Origin of the sequence: Caldimonas sp., assembly GCF_046289365.1 — a bacterium.
GTDB lineage: Bacteria > Pseudomonadota > Gammaproteobacteria > Burkholderiales > Burkholderiaceae_C > Caldimonas.
Genome location: NZ_JBKBVU010000058.1, coordinates 1 through 16,997 on the forward strand (window position 1 = coordinate 1; position 16,997 = coordinate 16,997).

21 protein-coding genes and 1 pseudogene are annotated in these 16,997 nt (G+C 65.9%); 10 read left to right on the plus strand and 12 right to left on the minus strand.

Annotated elements, in window-relative coordinates:
- Positions 1-294 (plus strand): MerR family DNA-binding protein (locus ACK42S_RS07985; protein ID WP_409705355.1); only part of this gene is annotated, 294 nt, incomplete at its 5' end.
- A 49-nt stretch (positions 295-343) separates the two neighbouring features.
- Here ACK42S_RS07985 and ACK42S_RS07990 read toward each other — a convergent pair.
- Entirely contained in the window at positions 344-541 is a 198-nt protein-coding gene (locus ACK42S_RS07990; protein ID WP_409705358.1) for a hypothetical protein, read from the minus strand.
- Between the two features lie 12 nt (positions 542-553).
- Positions 554-901 carry a mercuric transporter MerT family protein gene (locus ACK42S_RS07995; protein WP_409705361.1) on the minus strand — a complete coding sequence of 116 codons (348 nt, stop codon included), beginning with the start codon at positions 899-901 and terminating at the stop codon, positions 554-556.
- Positions 902-974: 73 nt separating this feature from the next.
- Here ACK42S_RS07995 and merR point away from each other — a divergent pair, with 73 nt between their 5' ends.
- A complete protein-coding gene (merR, locus tag ACK42S_RS08000) occupies positions 975-1,373 on the plus strand; it encodes an Hg(II)-responsive transcriptional regulator (protein WP_409705364.1) in 399 nt (132 codons plus the stop codon).
- A gap of 310 nt (positions 1,374-1,683) precedes the next feature.
- Here merR and ACK42S_RS08005 read toward each other — a convergent pair whose 3' ends face one another.
- The 9 genes and pseudogenes from ACK42S_RS08005 to ACK42S_RS08045 all read right to left on the minus strand — a co-directional run bounded on the left by ACK42S_RS08005 (position 1,684) and on the right by ACK42S_RS08045 (position 11,136).
- Positions 1,684-2,349, minus strand: a complete 666-nt coding sequence (locus ACK42S_RS08005; protein ID WP_409705367.1) for a DsbA family protein — start codon at positions 2,347-2,349, stop codon at positions 1,684-1,686.
- Complete coding sequence (locus ACK42S_RS08010) at positions 2,346-2,819, minus strand: disulfide bond formation protein B (RefSeq protein WP_409705370.1); 474 nt, start codon at positions 2,817-2,819, stop codon at positions 2,346-2,348. Before ACK42S_RS08010 ends, ACK42S_RS08005 begins: the two co-directional genes overlap by 4 nt.
- Position 2,820: 1 nt before the next feature.
- Entirely contained in the window at positions 2,821-3,195 is a 375-nt protein-coding gene (locus ACK42S_RS08015) for a hypothetical protein (protein ID WP_056321215.1), read from the minus strand.
- Between the two features lie 41 nt (positions 3,196-3,236).
- Positions 3,237-6,356 (minus strand): efflux RND transporter permease subunit, encoded by a 3,120-nt coding sequence (locus tag ACK42S_RS08020; RefSeq protein ID WP_409705373.1) that lies wholly within the window; start codon positions 6,354-6,356, stop codon positions 3,237-3,239.
- A 1-nt stretch (position 6,357) separates the two neighbouring features.
- Complete coding sequence (locus ACK42S_RS08025; protein WP_409705376.1) at positions 6,358-7,470, minus strand: efflux RND transporter periplasmic adaptor subunit; 1,113 nt, start codon at positions 7,468-7,470, stop codon at positions 6,358-6,360.
- Complete coding sequence (locus tag ACK42S_RS08030; RefSeq protein ID WP_409705379.1) at positions 7,467-8,021, minus strand: hypothetical protein; 555 nt, start codon at positions 8,019-8,021, stop codon at positions 7,467-7,469. Before ACK42S_RS08030 ends, ACK42S_RS08025 begins: the two co-directional genes overlap by 4 nt.
- A 47-nt stretch (positions 8,022-8,068) precedes the next feature.
- Entirely contained in the window at positions 8,069-9,355 is a 1,287-nt protein-coding gene (locus ACK42S_RS08035; protein ID WP_409705382.1) for a TolC family protein, read from the minus strand.
- A 158-nt stretch (positions 9,356-9,513) separates the two neighbouring features.
- Positions 9,514-9,885 carry a hypothetical protein gene (locus ACK42S_RS08040; protein ID WP_409705385.1) on the minus strand — a complete coding sequence of 124 codons (372 nt, stop codon included), beginning with the start codon at positions 9,883-9,885 and terminating at the stop codon, positions 9,514-9,516.
- Between the two features lie 164 nt (positions 9,886-10,049).
- A pseudogene (locus ACK42S_RS08045) lies at positions 10,050-11,136 on the minus strand (IS5 family transposase).
- Positions 11,137-11,160: 24 nt separating this feature from the next.
- On the opposite strand from ACK42S_RS08045, the gene ACK42S_RS08050 reads away from it, so the two are divergent.
- The 8 genes from ACK42S_RS08050 (at position 11,161) to ACK42S_RS08085 (ending at position 16,700) form a co-directional block, all read left to right on the plus strand.
- Positions 11,161-12,480 (plus strand): DNA methyltransferase, encoded by a 1,320-nt coding sequence (locus tag ACK42S_RS08050; RefSeq protein ID WP_409705387.1) that lies wholly within the window; start codon positions 11,161-11,163, stop codon positions 12,478-12,480.
- A 177-nt stretch (positions 12,481-12,657) separates the two neighbouring features.
- Positions 12,658-13,029, plus strand: a complete 372-nt coding sequence (locus ACK42S_RS08055; RefSeq protein ID WP_409705390.1) for a hypothetical protein — start codon at positions 12,658-12,660, stop codon at positions 13,027-13,029.
- Complete coding sequence (locus ACK42S_RS08060; RefSeq protein WP_409705393.1) at positions 13,005-13,616, plus strand: Tox-REase-5 domain-containing protein; 612 nt, start codon at positions 13,005-13,007, stop codon at positions 13,614-13,616. The genes ACK42S_RS08055 and ACK42S_RS08060 overlap by 25 nt, the downstream gene beginning before the upstream one ends.
- Positions 13,613-14,371 (plus strand): immunity 52 family protein, encoded by a 759-nt coding sequence (locus ACK42S_RS08065; RefSeq protein WP_409705396.1) that lies wholly within the window; start codon positions 13,613-13,615, stop codon positions 14,369-14,371. The genes ACK42S_RS08060 and ACK42S_RS08065 overlap by 4 nt, the downstream gene beginning before the upstream one ends.
- A gap of 106 nt (positions 14,372-14,477) precedes the next feature.
- A complete protein-coding gene (locus tag ACK42S_RS08070) occupies positions 14,478-15,086 on the plus strand; it encodes a restriction endonuclease fold toxin 5 domain-containing protein (protein ID WP_409705399.1) in 609 nt (202 codons plus the stop codon).
- Positions 15,083-15,823 (plus strand): immunity 52 family protein, encoded by a 741-nt coding sequence (locus ACK42S_RS08075; protein WP_409705402.1) that lies wholly within the window; start codon positions 15,083-15,085, stop codon positions 15,821-15,823. Before ACK42S_RS08070 ends, ACK42S_RS08075 begins: the two co-directional genes overlap by 4 nt.
- A gap of 98 nt (positions 15,824-15,921) precedes the next feature.
- Positions 15,922-16,203, plus strand: coding sequence for a DUF1778 domain-containing protein (locus ACK42S_RS08080; RefSeq protein ID WP_409705405.1), 282 nt, complete (start codon positions 15,922-15,924; stop codon positions 16,201-16,203).
- Entirely contained in the window at positions 16,200-16,700 is a 501-nt protein-coding gene (locus ACK42S_RS08085; RefSeq protein WP_409705408.1) for a GNAT family N-acetyltransferase, read from the plus strand. Before ACK42S_RS08080 ends, ACK42S_RS08085 begins: the two co-directional genes overlap by 4 nt.
- A gap of 3 nt (positions 16,701-16,703) precedes the next feature.
- On the opposite strand, the gene ACK42S_RS08090 is transcribed toward ACK42S_RS08085, so the two are convergent.
- On the minus strand, positions 16,704-16,997 hold a 294-nt coding region (locus tag ACK42S_RS08090; protein WP_409705411.1), incomplete at its 5' end, for a DUF6441 family protein.

The window sequence follows — 16,997 nt, forward strand, 5'->3', positions numbered from 1 at the left end:
CACGTCGAACGCTTGCTTTTCATTCGCCGCTGTCGTTCGCTGGACATGACGCTCGACGAGATTCGTGTGCTGTTGCGCCTCAAGAACGTGCCAACCCAAGATTGCAGTGAGGTCAACCGTGTTCTTGAGGCACACATCGAGCAGGTCGCGGTGCGTATCCAGGAACTGAGCGCACTTGAGCAGCAGCTCAGATCCTTGAGGGAAATGTGTTCCGAAGGCAGAAGCGCCGAACAGTGCGGCATCCTGTGCGAACTGTCTCAACCAGTATCTGCCGCCGAGCTCGCCGTACCTTGATGCAAGATGAGGTGAGCAGTGCAGATTCGGTAACCAACGGCCGACCAATTCACAATCGCAACCCGGAAGCCGGAAACCCGCGCCAGTGCTGGCTCTGGCTCGGTGAACGCTCACGAGCCCAGCAGAGAAAAACGGCAGCAGAGAGGCGAGAAGTACTCCGAAACGGCGTCGTTTGGCGGTGCTCGCCGCTGGCCAGCACGGCGATGGGAATGACGAGCGCGAAGGCTGCCGCAAGTAAGTTGCGCATGGTGGGGTTCCTTCAGTAGAAGAGCGGCGCCATCCACGGCACCGCCAGCAAGCTGGCCAGGACAACAACGACGATCCAGAACATCAGTCGTTGCCGGCTGACGGTCCGCGGATCGGCGCAAGGCGTGCCCGGCTCGCAGACCGGGGGCACGAGGTACAGGCGACGGAAGGCGAGCCCAACGAAGAACAAGGTCGCGCCCATGAAGAACGGGCGCATCGGTTCCAAGGCCGCCAGGGTGGCCACCCAGGCCCCGCCGATGCCCATCAACAGCAGCACCAGGGGCCCGACGCAGCAGATCGACGCGCCGATGGCTGCCAACGCGCCCGCAGCGAGCGAACCCTTGACGTTGAGCGATGGCACCGCGACCTCCGAAACCTAGACCACGAACGCAGTCTAAAGTCCGTACCATGGTACGGAGTCAAGAAGGTGCGACGTGACGTCTGAACTGTCGATCGGGCGGCTGGCCGCCGAGGCGGGTGTCAACGTGGAGACGATCCGCTACTACCAGCGGCGCGGCTTGCTCGCTGAACCGGAAAGGCCGCTCAACGGGCAGCGCCGCTACCCGGCCGAACTCACCAAGCATGTGCGCTTCATCAAGCGCGCGCAGGTGCTCGGTTTCACGCTCGAGGAGATCGCCGGCCTGCTGCGGCTCGAAGAGGCATGCGCCTGCGCGGAGACACGAGAGCTGGCGGACCGCAAGCTGCAGGTCATCGACAGCAAACTGGCCGACCTCAACGCCATGCGCAAGGCGCTCGCGAAGTTGGTGCGCCAGTGCGATGCGCCCGACAGCAAGCGCCGCTGCCCCATCATTCACGCGCTGACGGCGGACTGAAGCCGTCATTCGGTGAATCGACCCGCGCCGGCAAGGCAGCGCCGTTCCCGCGGAAGCGGGGACGGCCATAGCCACTGTCAGGCGGCGAGCTTCGGGCCCTCGGATCGGCCGGGCTTGGCGATTCGTCGGGCAGCGTAACGAGGTGATCGCGTCGCGACGTGACTCACCAGCCCGTATCGGCCAATTTCCCCTATGAGGGCTGCTGTTCAAGGCGGACGCCGGGCCCGCAGCGAGGTTGCACACTGTGCTCGAACAGTGAACCCAATGTCGACCTTGACAGAACGCGCACCGGCGGCAGTTGCAGGAGCCGTCAGCGCCCAATCCCAGTTGTCTTGAGGACCTCCTCCGCCACGAGGGCGGCGAGCTGGTCCGGGCCGAAGCTCGGCAGGCTGCGGCCGTTGACGAAGAAGGTAGGCGTGCGGCTCACCTGCAGGGCAGTGAGGTCCTCGACATCTTGGGCCAGCAGCGCCTGCATCTCGGGCCGGGCCATATCCTCCCGGGCCCGCTCGATGTCCAGGCCGGCCGCTTTCGCGATCTCGAAGGTGAGGTCGGGGTTGGGCCGCCCGTGGTCGGCCCAGGTCGGCTGCGCCTGCAGCACCGCTTCCAGCACCGGCTGGTATTGGCCCTGGCGCTTGGCCGCTTCGAGCAGCTTCACCACCTGGTCGGAGCCCTGGTGGAACGGCGCGTAGCGGATGACGAGCCGGACGTCGTCGGGGTACTTCGCCATCAGGCTCTTGACGATCGGATAGAACGCGCGGCAGGTCTCGCAGGCCGGGTCGAAGAACTCGACGATCGTGACCGGCGCACCCTGCGGCCCGAGCACCGGCGAGTGCATGCGCACGAGGCGGGTCTGCTCGGCGCGCACCGTCTGGTCCTGAGCGCTCTGCGTCTGCTTCCGGTACAGGCTCACGCCCAGGGCGAAGGCGGCGACCACGAGGATCAGGATGCCGCCGACGGCGAGCTTCTTGGTGTTCATGGACGGGTCTTTCGCAGGTAGACGAGCAGGAGCGCGACGATGGCGGTGAAGGCCAGCAGCGACAGCCAAGGGATCTGGATGTCGCCGAGGATCACCAGCTTCTGATCGCTGCAGGACGGGCCGGCGCCGCAGGGAATCCACCACTGCGGCACCCAGCCTGCAACGAGTGCGGTGTGATACCCCGCCACTGCGACACCGCCCAGTGCCAGCGGCAAGGCGTAGATCGCGCCGCGCTGGTCGTTGCCGAAGGCCGCCATACCGAGGATCACGGCCAGCGGAAACATCAGGATGCGCTGGTACCAGCAGAGCTGGCAGGGAGTCATGCCCATCACCTCGCTGATGAACAGCGCAGCGAAGGTCGACACCAGGGCGACGACCCAGGCGGCCGACAGCAAGGCCCACCCGCTGCTCGGCCGGGTGGCTGCTGTGCTGTCGTGTTCAACGCGCGCGCTGTTCATGGCGCGGGCCACCTTACTTCAGCGTGAAGCGTGCCGTCGATGGCTTGCCGGCGACCGTCACGATGGCCACGGCCTTGGTGCCCGGGCCGACCTTGAAGCTGCCGGTGGCCTCGAGCTTGTCGCCCGCCGGCTTCAGTTCGACTTCCTGCTTCTCGGTGCCGGTGAGCAGCGTGAGCTTGGCGGTCGCCTTGCTCAGGTCGGCCGCCTTGCCGTGGTCGCGCAGATGGAGCTGGATCACGGTCGGCTTGGCCACCAGTTCGTAGTCCATGTCCTTGACCTCGACGACCACGCCGCCGTGCAGCGGCTTGTGGTCGTGCTTGTCGCCGGCGGCAAAAGCCGAGCCGGCCAGGGCCAGGGTGATTGAAGCAAACAGGGCTTGGGTCTTCATGGAAGTCCTTTCGGGGTGGTGAGTGTGAACAGGGGAAGAAGTCAGAGAGCCTCGGCATCCCGATCGTCCATCAGCGCTTCGGCCGGCTTGCGCCCGAAGAGCCAGAACATCGCGGGCGTGAGGAAGGTGTCGAGCAAGGTCGAGCTGATGAGGCCGGAGAAGATCACCACGGCCACCGGGTGCAGCACCTCGGTGCCGGGCTGCTCGGCCTCGAACAGCAGCGGGGCCAGCGCGAAAGCCGTGACCAGTGCGGTCATCAGCACCGGGCTGAGCCGTTCCATCGAGCCGCGCAGGATCATCTTCTGGTCGAAGGACTCGCCCTCGAAGCGCATCAGGTTGATGTAGTGGCTGACCTTGAGGATGCCATTGCGCACCGAGATGCCGGCCAGCGTGATGAAGCCGACCAGCGCAGCCACCGACAGCGGCTGGCCCGACAACCACAGGCCGATCACCGCGCCCACCAGCGCCAGCGGGATGTTCACCATGATCAGCGCCGACAGCGCGGCCGACTTGTAGCGGCTGTAGAGCACCACGAACATCAGCGTCAGCGACACGATTGACAGCAGGCCGACCAAGCGCGAGGCCTCCTCCTGCGCCTGGAACTGGCCGCCCAGGGTGATGAAGTAGCCCTCGGGCAGCTTGGTCTCGGCGACGATCTGGCGGATGTCGGCCACGATCTCCGACAGCGCGCGGCCGGAGGCATTGGCCGACAGCACAATGCGACGCTTGCCATCGTCGCGGCTGATCTGGTTCGGGCCGTCACCGTCCTCGATGGTGGCGATCTTCGACAGAGGGATGCGCCCGTTCGGCGTCTCGATCAGGATCTGGCCCAGCCCTTCCACCGAGCGCGCCGATTCCGGCAGCTTGACCACCAGCGCGAAGCGTCGGCTGCCCTCGACGATCTGCGTCACCTTCTCGCCTTCGACCAGCGCCTGCAGCGCGTTCAGCACCTGCGGTGCCGGCACGCCGTACTGCGCCGCGGCGGCGTAGTCGATGCGCACCTTGATCTGCGGCGCCAGCACCTGCTTCTCGATCTGCAGGTCGGCGATGCCGGGGATGGCGGCCAGCTTCGCGCGCAGCGCATCGGCCTGGCCGCGCAAGGCATCGAGGTCTTCGCCGAAGATCTTGATCGCGATCTGCGAGCGCACACCCGACAGCATGTGGTCGATGCGGTGCGAGATCGGCTGGCCGATTTCCAGCGCGGCGGGCAGATTCACCAGCCGCGAGCGGATGTCGGCCTTGATCTCGTCCATGCTGCGCGTCAGCTCCGCGGTGGGCTTTAGACCGACGTCCAGTTCGCTGACGTGCACGCCTTCCGCATGCTCGTCCAGCTCGGCCCGGCCGCTGCGGCGGCCGACGTGCGTGACCTCGGGCACCTGCTTGACCAGGACCTCTGCTTGTCGCGCCAAGGCCGACGACTCCGTCAGGGTGACGCCGGGGTTCAGCCGCAGGCCGATCAGCAGCGTGCCTTCGTTGAAGGGTGGCAGAAAGGTCGTCGGGAAGAACGGCACGGCGGCCGCGGCCACCAGCACCGCGGCACCTGCGGCCACCATCGCGGCCTTGGGCCGGTCCAGCACGCCCTGCAGGCTGCTGCGGTAGCGCGCCTTCAGCCAGGCCAGCACCTTGGTGTCGCCGTGGTCCAGGTTCTTCATGCGCGGCAGCAGGTAGAAGCTGAGCACGGGCGTCACCGTCACCGAGACGATCAGCGAGGCCAGCGTCGAGACGATGAAGGCGATGCCCAGCGGCACGAACAGCTTGCCCTCCAGCCCCGGCAGCGCGAACAGCGGGATGAAGACCAGCACGATGATGACCGTGGCGTAGAGGATCGCCGACCGCACCTCCATCGTCGCGCGCGCCACGACCTCGATCGGGTGCAGGCGGTGGTCCGGATGGTTCGCCCGGTCGGACTTCAAGCGCCGCAGCACGTTCTCGACGCCCACCACCGCGTCATCGACCAGGCCACCGATGGCAATGGCCAGGCCGCCCAGCGTCATCGTGTTGATCGACAGCCCGAAATACTTGAAGACCAACGCGGTGATGAAGATCGACACTGGGATGGCGGTCAGCGCGATGATGGTCGGCCGCAAGGTGCCGAGGAAGAAGAACAGGATCACCGCGACGAAGATCGACGCACCGATCAGCTTGCCTTGCAGCGTGGTGATCGAGGCCTCGATGAAGCTGGCCTGACGGAAGGTCACGCGCGGCGCCTCCATGCCAGCCGGCAGCGAGGCCTTCAGACCCACCAGCGCATCCTCGATGGACTTGGTCAGCGCGATCGTGTCGGCGGTCGGCTGCTTCTGGATGCCGAGGATCACGGCCGGCTTGCCTTCGTAGCCGGCATCGCCGCGCTTGGGTGCCGCCGCGAAGGTCACCTCGGCGATCTGGCGCATCAGGATCGGTTGGCCGTCCTTCGCGGTCAGCGCCAGGTTGTTCAGGTCGTCGAGCCGGGACGTGCGGCCGAGGTTGCGGATCAGGTACTCGCGGCCGTTCAGTTCCAGGAAGCCGCCCGAGGTGTTGCTGGAGTAGCCCTTCAGCGCGCCTTCGAGCTGATCGTGCGTGATGCCCAGCTCGGCCATCCGCGTGGTGTTCGGCTGCACCTGGAACTGGCGGACTTCACCACCGATCGGGATCACCTGCGCGACGCCGGGCACGGACAGCAGCCGCGGGCGCAGCACCCAGTCTGCGTACTCACGCACGGCCATTGCGCTGATCTTGCTCGGATCGACCGGAATGGCGATCTGCATGATCTCGCCCATGATCGAGCTGATCGGCCCCATGCGCGGCACCACGCCTTCGGCGATGCCTTCCTCCATCGACGACAGGCGCTCCGACACCAGCTGCCGGGCGCGGAAGATGTCGGTGCTCCAGTCGAAGGTGACGTAGAGGAAGGACAGCCCGGCCGACGAGGTCGAGCGCACCGACTCCACGCCGGGCAGACCGTTCATGGTCGTCTCCAGCGGGAAGGTGATGAGCTGCTCCACCTCTTCGGCGGCCATGCCGCCGGCCTCGGTCATGATCGTGACGGTGGGCTTGTTGAGGTCCGGGAACACGTCCACCGGCGTGGTGGAGAGCGTGAACGCGCCGTAGGCCATCAGAACCACGCTGGCGATGATCACCAGCAGCCGGTTCGTCAGGCTGTTGTCGAGTAGCCACTTGAACATGTCAGCGCACCTGGTTGATCAAGGTGGCGCCTTGCGTCGCGACACGATCACCCGGCTCCAGACCTGAAGTCACCGCGGCATTGACGCCGTCCAGCGGCTCGGTCGTGACGGTCCGCGGCTCGAAGCGCTCTGGTGCCGTCTTGACCCAGATGACGGTTTGGTTGGCCGGGTTCTTCATCAGCGAGGCCACCGGCACCGAGACGCCCTTGACCTTGTCCCGGGTCTGCACGAACACGCGCACCGGCTGGCCGACAGCCAGCAGCTTAAGTACATCACCCTGGGCGCGGAAGGCCAGCGGCAGCGCCTGCTCGCGCAGGCTGCGCGAGGCCCCGATGAAGGTCAGCGGCACACGCTGGTTGCCCACGGCCATCGTCGCGGTGCCGATGTTTGCAGCGATGGCGGCGTCGAAGGCCAGCGCCTCGATGCGCAGGCGGGAAGGGTCGACGATCTCGAATACCAGTTCGCGGGCATCGACCACCTGGCCGGCCACCACGTTGGCCGAGGCGATCACGCCGGACACCGGCGCCACCAGCGCTTCGCGGGTGGACAGGCCGCCCCCGACGGCGGCGATGCGTGCCGTCAGGCTGGCGGCTTCGCTCTCGGCCGCTTCGATCTCCTTGCGCGGTACGGTGTCGGCCAGCTCCTGCAGGCGTGCGATGCGCTTGTCGGCCAGTGCCTTGGCGGCACGCAGCTCGGCCAGTTGCGCGGCCTGGTTGGAGCGTTCGATCGGCGCCGCCGACGGGACCACGTAGGCCAGCACTTCACCCTTGCGCACCGCCTGCCCAGGGTTGGGCAGGCCACGCGGCTCCGGCTCGATGCGTCCGGCGTTCAGGGGCTGCACCTTGCCACCGGCGTTCGGATCCATCAGCACCTTGGCGCCCAGTTCCACGGTACGTGGCAGTTCGGCGGCTTCGGTGACGAGTGTGCGCACGCCCAGCTGGCGCTGCGCGGGCTTGGGCAGGAAGACGCTGCCGTCGGGCTGGCGCTGGGGCCCGTTGGCGCTGGGCGCTGCGGGCCCATCGCCGTGGTCATGGCCTTCGCCGGCATGGACAGGGGTGAACCCGGTCGAGGCGATCAGCAGCGCGAGGCTGGAGGCGATCAGGCTGCGCTTCATGCTGCACCCCCGGCGCGAACGCTGCGTGCACTCATCACTCGGCGCCCGCCCCAGGCGAGCAAGGCCAGCGCGGCCAGACCGCCGACGCCCCATCCTGCGTACTCTGACCACGAGTGCGTGTGAACAGCCTCGTCCGAATGACCTGCTTCGTGGATGTCGAGTTCACCGGCCAGCAGGTCGACCTCGGTGCCTGCGGTCACCGTGGCGGTGACGGGCAGCACGCCCTCCTTGGGGGCCTCGGGCAGCACGACCTCGTATTCGTCTTCGCCCTGTTTCTCGGCCTTGAACTTGGCGCCGCCGATCTCGAGCTCGATCTGCGCGCCGCGCACCGGGCTGTTGTCGCCGAAGCGGTCTAGGTACAGCGTGATCTGCTTGCCGCTGAGCACGCCGACGAGTTCGAAGGTCTCGGAGACGGCCGAGAAGCGCGGCAGCGCCTGGCCGACGGCTGCGGGGGCGGCGTCGCCGTGGTCATGGCCTTCGCCGGCCCACGCGGGCGCGCCAAGGAAGGTGGCCGCGACGAGCAGTGCGGCCAGGGTGTGTGGGAGTTTCATGGATGGATTCCTGAAGAGTTCGATGCGTTGCACTGCAGGGCAGGGCGTCACTGAGGAAGAAGGCCCAGGGCCTGCCGCCACGCGGAGATCGCCGCGGCGAGTTCGATGCGGGCGCGTGCGGCCTGGCGTTCGGCTTCGGCGGCCTCGGCCTCGATGCGCAGGCGGGTCGGCAGATCGGTTTCGCCCAGGCGGAAGGACTTGTCGAAGAAGCCGCGCGACTCGCGGGCGAGCTGGGCGCGGCGCTCAGCAGCCGCCAGCTGGCTGCGGGAGGCGTCCACGCGGACCTTTGCGGCCTCGCGTTCCGCGATCACACGCTCGCGTTCCAGCGCCAGTTGAGCCTGGGCCTCGGTCGCTTCGGCGCGCGCATTGGCGGTCCGGGCGTCGTACCGCGGGCCTCCGCCGAAGGGGATGCGCACGCCCAGCGTGATGGTCTGCTGCGCCGCCTCGCCGAAGGCACCGCGGTCGCGCGTGAAGGCCAGCATCAGCTCTGGATTCGCGCGTGACTGGGTCGAGGCCAGCGCTGCGGTTCGCTCGGCGACTGCCGCGCGATCCTTCAGCTCCAGCAGCGCAGCGTGGGCTTCCATGTCGGTCGCGGCGGTGCCGGGGTCGGGCTCTGCCGCGGAGGCCGCCGCTTCGCTCGTTGCTGGCGCAGCTCCAGTCAGTGCCCGCAGATGCTGCCGGGCCGCTGCGAGGCCGGCTTCGGCCTGCGCCATGTTCGCCTCGGCACTTGCCACGGCGCCGTCGGCCTGGTGCTGGTCGGCGCGGGCGAGGTCGCCGGCCTTGGTGCGCCGGGCCACGTCGGCGGCGATGCGGCGGGTGTTGTCGAGCTGGTCGCGGGCGCTGTCGACTTCGATGCGGGCGCGCTGCCACTGCCACCAGGCCTCGCGGACGGTGGCGGCGATGCGCAGCCGCGCCGCAGTGGCGCGGCTCTCGATGGCCGCACCTTCTGCTTCCGCGAGCGCCGCAGTCCTGCCTCGCTCGCCGGGCAGCCACAGCGGCACAGCGATGCCGACCTCAAGCTCGCGCGCACCCTGGTTGCGGTTCAGGCGGTCGGTCTTGTTCGAGATTTCCAGGGCCGCGGGCTCCGGTGTCCAGGCATTCGCCGCGCTCTGCTGCGCACGGGCGGCGTCGCGCCGCGCCTGCAAGGCCATGGACTCGGGCTGGCGGGCCCAGGCGGCGTCGAAGACCTGGCGCAGGCTCAGCGAGGCCGCGGCAGTCTGAGGCGCAGCCGGGGTAGAGGCGGGCTGCGCCTGCACAGCGATGCTGCAGGCGGCCACGGTGGCTGCCGCACCCGCGTGCAGCAGCCAGGCCCTTGTTCGAGTTCTTGGATTCATCCGATGCTCCAGTGTTGAGAACAACCCACGGGAGATCGGCAAGCGGCGACCAAGAGGTCGCGTCGTGCCCGAAGGCGCCGCACGCTGCGGCGCGCACTCAGGCGCGAACGGGCTTCAGAGAAGGAAGAGACCCGCCTCGCCGATCAGGCGAGGGGCAGCTACTGAGGGCGCTCGGGTCGGGTCGGCGCGTATGCGCCTTCGGATTCTTCAAGGTTTGCGCTGGGGTGCGTCGTCGAGAGCGCGCCGGGCAGGGCCGACGGCAGGGTGAGCATCACGCTGCAGTGGCCGTGGCAGTGACCGCAGTCCAGGTCCATGGCACCGGGTGCCTTGTCGCCCGTGGCATCCGCGGTCGCACCCAGATCGGTAACCGGCCCGACATTGCCGACGGTATCGGCGTGGTGCTGGTGTTCGTGGTGACCGAAGTGCGTTGCGCCGGCCTGCTCCTCGTGCCCGCAGTACGACGCCACGGCCGCCCAGCTGAACTGGAGCGGCAGAAGGGCGAGCAGGACGATGGCGAGGAGGCGACGCACGGACAAGAGTCTAGCAGGCCGTTGAAAAAGTGGGCATCGAACGCATCAGGGACGCTGTTTTCGAAGAAACGAGTGGCCCAGACGCGTCTGCGCAGCGATTGCACCGGCCAATCTGGCCTGTTTGCAGGCCATCTCGCCCATTTCGGGCGCACGTATCCCCGGGCTCACGCATGATGCGCGTCCCACCAGCCGCCGATGCTGCCCATGCGCACCAGGTTGTAGGTGGCAAAGCACAGCAGCGCCTGACCCGTGAGCTTGGCCTGACCGATGAGCTTGGTCTTGGCCAGACCACCCACGGTCTTGATCCAGCCAAAGGCCTCCTCAATGCGCTTGCGCACCTTCTGACTGGTCTTGTAGCCCTCGTGTCGGGTGATCCGGGCATCCACCGCCGAGTGCTTGTCCTTGGCCGCTACGTGCGGCGTGACCTTGAGCTTTCGGCAGCCCTTGATGAAGGCCTTGCTGTCGTAGCCCTTGTCGGCCCCGACCGTAGCCCGCTTGTTCTTGTTGTCCCGACGCTTCAACATGGCCAGCGCCGCCTCGCGCTCGGCGGTGCCGCTGGCATGGGTGATCTCCACGTCCACGATCAACCCGTTGCGGTTTTCCATCAGGATGTGGCCCATGTGGCACAGGCGGGACTTGTCGCCCTGGCTCTTCTTGAACAGCCGGGCATCGGGGTCCGTGGTACTGGCGTGGGTGTCGTTGCAGCGCTGCTGCCCTTTGAAGTCCACCTCGGGATTGCGCCCTCAGTCGGGGTTTGGTCGTCGTCCCGGCGCTTGAAACTTTTGTGCGAGGCCCAGGCCTCGATCAGCGTGCCGTCCACACTGAAGTGTTCGTCGCTGGTCAACTTCGCCCAAACGGCGGTGTGCTTGACCCGCTCGAAGAAGGCGCGGGCCAAGTCTTCGTTGAAGAGCCGCTCGCGGTTGGCGCTGAAGGTGGAGTGGTCCCAGACCTTGTCCTCGATGTTCAGGCCCACGAACCAGCGGTACAGCAGGTTGTAGTTGACCGCTTCGACCAACTGGCGCTCGCTGCGGATGGAGAACAGGATCTGCAGCAGCAGGGCATCGAGCATCTGCGGCGGCACCGAGGGGCGGCCCCGGCGGGCGTACACCGCGTCGAACTCGCGGTTCATCGTCGCCAGCAGCGCAACGACTGCGGCGCGCAGTTTGCGCAGCGGGTGTGTCTGCGGCACGCGCTCTTCAAGGCTGATGTAGCTGAACATCGCTTGCCTGGGAAGTCTTGGTTGCCTCTCATCGTCCTCGTCTGGGTTGTTCGCCGATGGCTTCAGATCGTACTGGCCGACGCCAGCGTCGACGGGGGATTTTTCAACGGCCTGCTAATCGACCACTTGCCGGAACACTTGGAGGACCGCCGTCAGTTTGCGTACAACCTAATGCCGAAGGCAATGAACGCAGTGTTTGGGCCACAACCCACAGCGTGGGAGACCTTCAAGAACCCAAGTACCAGGGCAACGTGGATAAGAGTCAAAAAATGACCGCTGATTTCCAGCGTGGCGATACCGCTCTGAATGGGATTTGTCCGTACTTCACGATGTTTCCACTCGATTTTCCGCTTAATATTCTGAAGCGGAGAGCGCGAGCGGGTGACGTCGTGCTTGATCCTTTCTGCGGCCGGGGCACTACCAATTTCGCTGCACGACTTGTCGGCCTCCGTTCCCTTGGGGTGGACTCCAGCCCGGTTGCCGCAGCCGTTACGGCCTCCAAGCTCGCGACGACCACCGTTGATGACATCCTTACCGAAGCACGCAGTATTCTGACTGAACGCGAAGCGCGCCACATCCCGACCAGCGAGTTCTGGCAATGGGCGTATCACCCGACTGTACTGGACGCGCTGTGCCGATTCCGGGAGGCTTTCCTGGAGGACTGCACCACGGACGCCCGCATCGCCCTCCGTGGCATTGTCCTAGGTGCGCTGCATGGCCCGAAGCAGAAAACCTTCCCGAGCTACTTCTCTAACCAATGCCCTAGAACCTACGCTCCCAAGCCTGCCTATGCGACACGCTTCTGGCGGTCGCGAGGGCTTTCACCGGAGCCAATTGATGTCTTGGCCGTGATCGAACGGCGTGCGAAGCGCTACTACGGAAGCTCGCATGACACTGCGGGCACCGTGCGATTGGCGGACAGCCGTCAGGCCGAGGCACTCCAGCCGGAAACACCAGAAATCCGATTCGACTGGCTGATCACCTCGCCCCCGTACTACGGCATGCGGACCTACATTCCTGATCAGTGGCTGCGCAATTGGTTCGTGGGCGGCTCCGACGTTGTCGACTACAGTAGTAGCGACCAGATCGTTCATTCAAGCCCCGAGGACTTCGCGGAAGATCTCCGCCGCGTGTGGCGCAACGCCAGTGAGGTGTGCGCCGAAGATGCCAAGATGGTTATCCGGTTCGGCGGCATCACCGACAGGCGCGCCAACCCACTCGACCTCATTAAAAGCTCCCTCAGTGACAGTGGCTGGCGCATCACCACCATCAGGGAAGCTGGGTCTGCCACAGAAGGCAAGCGCCAGGCGGATGCCTTCCTACGCACAAAGTCCAAGCCGATGGTCGAGTACGACGTTTGGGCAGCCAAGGTATGACACCCAAGACGTGAACAGTCATCCGTCTGCGTTGCAAAGTCATCGAATCCACGCCCTCAAGGCCAAGGCGTTACTATCTCGGCACGCTCGACGCTGCGCAGCGTGAAGAGTTCTTCGGCCTCATCCACGAGTGGCACTTGCTGCATGAAGGCCGGCGCATGCGGATCGGAAGGCACTATGCTGACGCTCACTGAGGCGCAGTGGCAGGCGCTGCAACAAAGCGAAGTGGACCAGTTCGTCGCCACCGTGTGCGATGAGTTTCTCGCCCATCGGCCCGACCGGCGGGAGCAGCCTGGGCGCGAGGCGGTCCTGGCGCGCATGCAGGCCGCGTACGACTACGCCGCCCGTGTGGGTTTCAGCAGCACGCCGCACATCGTGCGGCTGATGCATTGGGCGGCCGATGCACCGCGCATCCATGACGAGCCGCCAGTCGATCGCTACCTGCGCAAGCCCGGCGCCACACCCGAGCAGCGATTCGACGAGCTGGATGCCGTGGTTCGACACAAGCTCAAAGGAGCCGATGAATGGCCGCTGCCGCCATCCCCTTGATCGAAGCCGCCGCCATCCGCATTCTGACCGCGCTTGGCGTGGGCGTGGCTGCCGGCGCAGCCGGTGAAGTAGCGCGGCAGCAGGCGCGCAAGCGCCAAGAGCAGGCCGACCAGGCCAAAGACTCGACCATCGCGCGCGCCGAGGCGCCCACCCGTGCGAGACAAACGTGCAAGGAGTGTCCGCCCGATCGGGGCGAAGCGGCCTTGCAATCGACTGCCGGGTGGTCGCTAGACTCGATCGATTACCAGCGCCGCATCGGGCAGATGCCTGCGGCGCCTGAGGGCTATCTGGTCGAATGGCAATTCAACGGCGTGCGCTTCGACGGCTTCGACTCCAGCCAATGCCTGCTCAAGGAGGCCAAGGCACGGTATGACCAGTTTTTCGATGAGTGGGGCGGATTCCAGTATCCCTTTCAGGAAAGAATTTTCGTCAAGATGACCAATGAGGCAGTGGCACAGAACCGTGCTGCCATACCCAAGCCCCCCATCCGGTTGCAGTGGAACTTCATGGAGCCGGTCTCGTATCGATACATGTCGAAGGTTCTGCTTCGCACCTCACCCGAGATAGAGGTCCTGTACCGACCATGAAAAAGCGCCCGTACATCAGTCATGTCCTCGAAGTGCGATTTCGTCGCGCCTTCGCGGACTCGGACTCCATCGAATCCCAGATGAATCTTGTCTACGAGTTGGTCAGAGGAGGCGCGTCTTCAGACCCGATGCTGCTCCCTGACCAGTGGCTGATAGCGACGGGAGAGAAAGACTCGTCCTATCTCTACCGAGCTTTTGACAGTTCAGGGCCTAAAGCCGCTGCGATCGCTGTCATCCGCGAAGAGAACAGAGAAGAAACTGCATTGCAGAGCTTCACACTTTGGAACGGGCAAGAAGATCGAGTAAAGGGAGCCTCGATCTCCTGCTTCTTTGATCGTAGAGACGGCCGCTCTTCAGGGCTGACCTTCAAGATGAGGTCCGCTCCGCAGACATTTAGGCTCGGTGACACCAACGACGCAATAGAGCTGGTTTCAGAATCTGTGCGACTCTATCGGCCGATCTACAGCGCTTTGACTCCAGAGCAATACGATGCTGTTTTTCCGGACCGCCCCGGCGTCGGCTGGATGCTATACCTGCCGCGCGTGCTGACAGCGCAGCAAGTACCCGAGGCCAGAGCGCTGGTGCCGGTGATGGGCAAGAACGCCAAAGGCAAGGACGAGCAACGGGGCACGATCATCGTCAGCGTCACCGACGAGCCCTTCTCGGACGAGAACCCTGAGCACGTCAGAATCGCCAACGCCATCGAGATCCGCCTGGTCGATCAGGACCTGCTGCCCCGGTATGCGGACCTCTGAACCAGTTCGTCGCCACGGTGTGCGATGAGCTTCTCGCCCATCGGCCCGAGCGGCGTTTCGACGAGCTGGATGCCGTGGTTCGACACAAGCTCAAAGGAGCCGATGAATGGCCGCTGCCGCCATCCCCTTGATCGAAGCCGCCGCCATCCGCATTCTGACCGCGCTTGGCGTGGGCGTGGCTGCCGGCGCAGCCGGTGAAGTAGCGCGGCAGCAGGCGCGCAAGCGCCAAGAGCAGGCCGACCAGGCCAAAGACTCGACCATCGCGCGCGCCGAGGCGCCCACCCGTGCGAGACAAACGTGCAAGGAGTGTCCGCCCGATCGGGGCGAAGCGGCCTTGCAATCGACTGCCGGGTGGTCGCTAGACTCGATCGATTACCAGCGCCGTATCGGGCAGATGCCTCCGGCACCAGCAGGTCACCTGGTCGAATGGCAATTCAATGGCGTGCGCTTCGACGGCTTCGACTCCAGCCAATGCCTGCTCAAGGAAGCCAAGGCACGGTATGACCAGTTCTTCGATGAGTATCGCCAAGTCAAACCCTGGTGGCGGGAGGGGGAACGCGCGGTTTTCAACGAGGCCATGCGTCAAGGCGCAGCAGCGCAGCCTCGCCCTCCGGTGCAGCTGCGCTGGCATTTCATGGAGCCGATCAGTTACCGCTACTTCTCCACCATCATCCGTGCCGCCTATCCCGATATCGAGGTCCTCTTTCATCCATGAACGCTCCTCTCTTGACTCTAGATCTGCAGTTCCGTCGCCAGGTCGACAAGCTGATTCCAGTCGAACAGCAGATGTCCGAACTGTTCTTGCTGGCGCGGCATGTGTCCTCATGGTCTCCATTGTTGTCGCGCTGGTTTCTGACCTCCTCGAAGAGTAAAGAGGAGGCGCTGTTGTACGAGGCCTTCGACTCGAACGGGCCGACGACAGCCGCCCTCGCCGTACTGCGCGAAAAGAGCCGAGGCGTGGAAGATGTTCGGTCTGTGTCGGTCTGGAACGGCCAGGAGGCTTCCGCTGACGGCGCGAGCATGTCGTCGACGACGTCGGTTCTGGGGCGCCCCGATCGGATTGATTTCCGCTTGACCGTGAACCCGGTGGTCGGCGACTGGCGGCAGGGCGCAGCCTTGCTGCAGCACGCCAGCGGAATATGGCCGGCGGCATTCGCCACGTTCAGCCCCTTTTACTATCCGGAAAGCGCCGTCTTCAAAGACCGCCCCGGCGTCGGCTGGATGCTATACCTGCCGCGCGTACTGACAGCGCAGCAAGTACCCGAGGCTCGAGCGCTGGTGCCGGTGATGGGCAAAAACGCAAAGGGCCAGGACGAGCAGCGGGGCACCATCATCGTCAGTGTCACCGACGAGCCCTTCTCGGACGAGAACCCTGAGCACGTCAGAATCGCCAACGCCATCGAGATCCGCCTGGCCGATCAGGACCTGCTGCCCCGGTATGCGGACCTCTGAATTGTCCGCCTGGGGGCCGGCCGCTTTCCCACGACCCCACATGCCGGCTGGCAATGTACGGCAATTTGCCGTATAATTGGCGTCAGGAGGACGATCCCATGGCCGCCCACACCACCACCGCCCGGCTCGAAGCGCGCATCAGTGCCGATCTGCACGCCCAGCTCAAGCGCGCCGCCGAGTTGCAGGGGCGCACGATGACCGATTTCGTGGTCTCGGCCGTGCAGGAGGCCGCCCAGCGCGCCATCGAGCAGGCGGCCGCCATCCGGCTGTCGGTGGCCGACCAGGAGTGCTTCGCCCAGGCCTTGCTGTCGCCGCCCACCCCGGCCCCGGCGCTCAAGCGCGCCTTCACGCGTCGCCGCAAGCTGCTGCACGCTGAATGAGCCGGGCGCCGTTTCGCGTGGTGCCACTGGACGCCACGCACGACCGCTCGGCCTTCGATTGCGACAGCCCGGCGCTGAATCGCTACCTGCACGAGCAGGTCTCGCAGGACGTGCGCCGCCGCGTCGCGGCCTGCTTCGTGGCCATCACCGACGAGGGCCGCATCGCGGGCTACTACACCTTGGCCTCGGCGAGCCTGTGGCTGGCCGACTTGCCGCCCAGCACCGCGAAGAAGCTGCCGCGCTATCCCACCGTACCCGCCGTGCGCATGGGCCGTTTGGCGGTCGATCGCCGCTTCCAGGGGCAGGGTCTGGGCGGCGCGCTGCTGGCCGATGCGCTGGCACGCGCAGCCCATGCCGAGATTGCCGCCCATGCGCTGACGGTCGATGCCAAGGACGAGACGGCTGCGGCCTTCTACCGGCACCACGGGTTCATTGCCTTGCCCGAGGCGCCGCTGACCTTGTTCCTGCCGTTGGCAACGGTGCGCGGTCTGCGTTGACCCTCAAAGCCTTCCCAACTCCCGCTCGATCGCCTGCGCCAACGCTGGCAACGCGCCTTGCACGCCTGCTGCGAGATCGAACCGGCGCTTCAGATCCACCCGCCGCACCAGCACGGCGATGGGGATCTCCTGGCCGCGCTGCAGGCGCTTGACGCCGCTGCGCTCGCGCTCGGCGCGCTTGAAGCGGCCCAGCTGCGCGGCGTTCTCGCGGAGGTTCTCGGCCATCAGCAGCACGCGGCCGTTCTTCTCGACGAAGAAGGCGTTGCCCGAGCGCATCAGGCCGTCGATGACCTGACG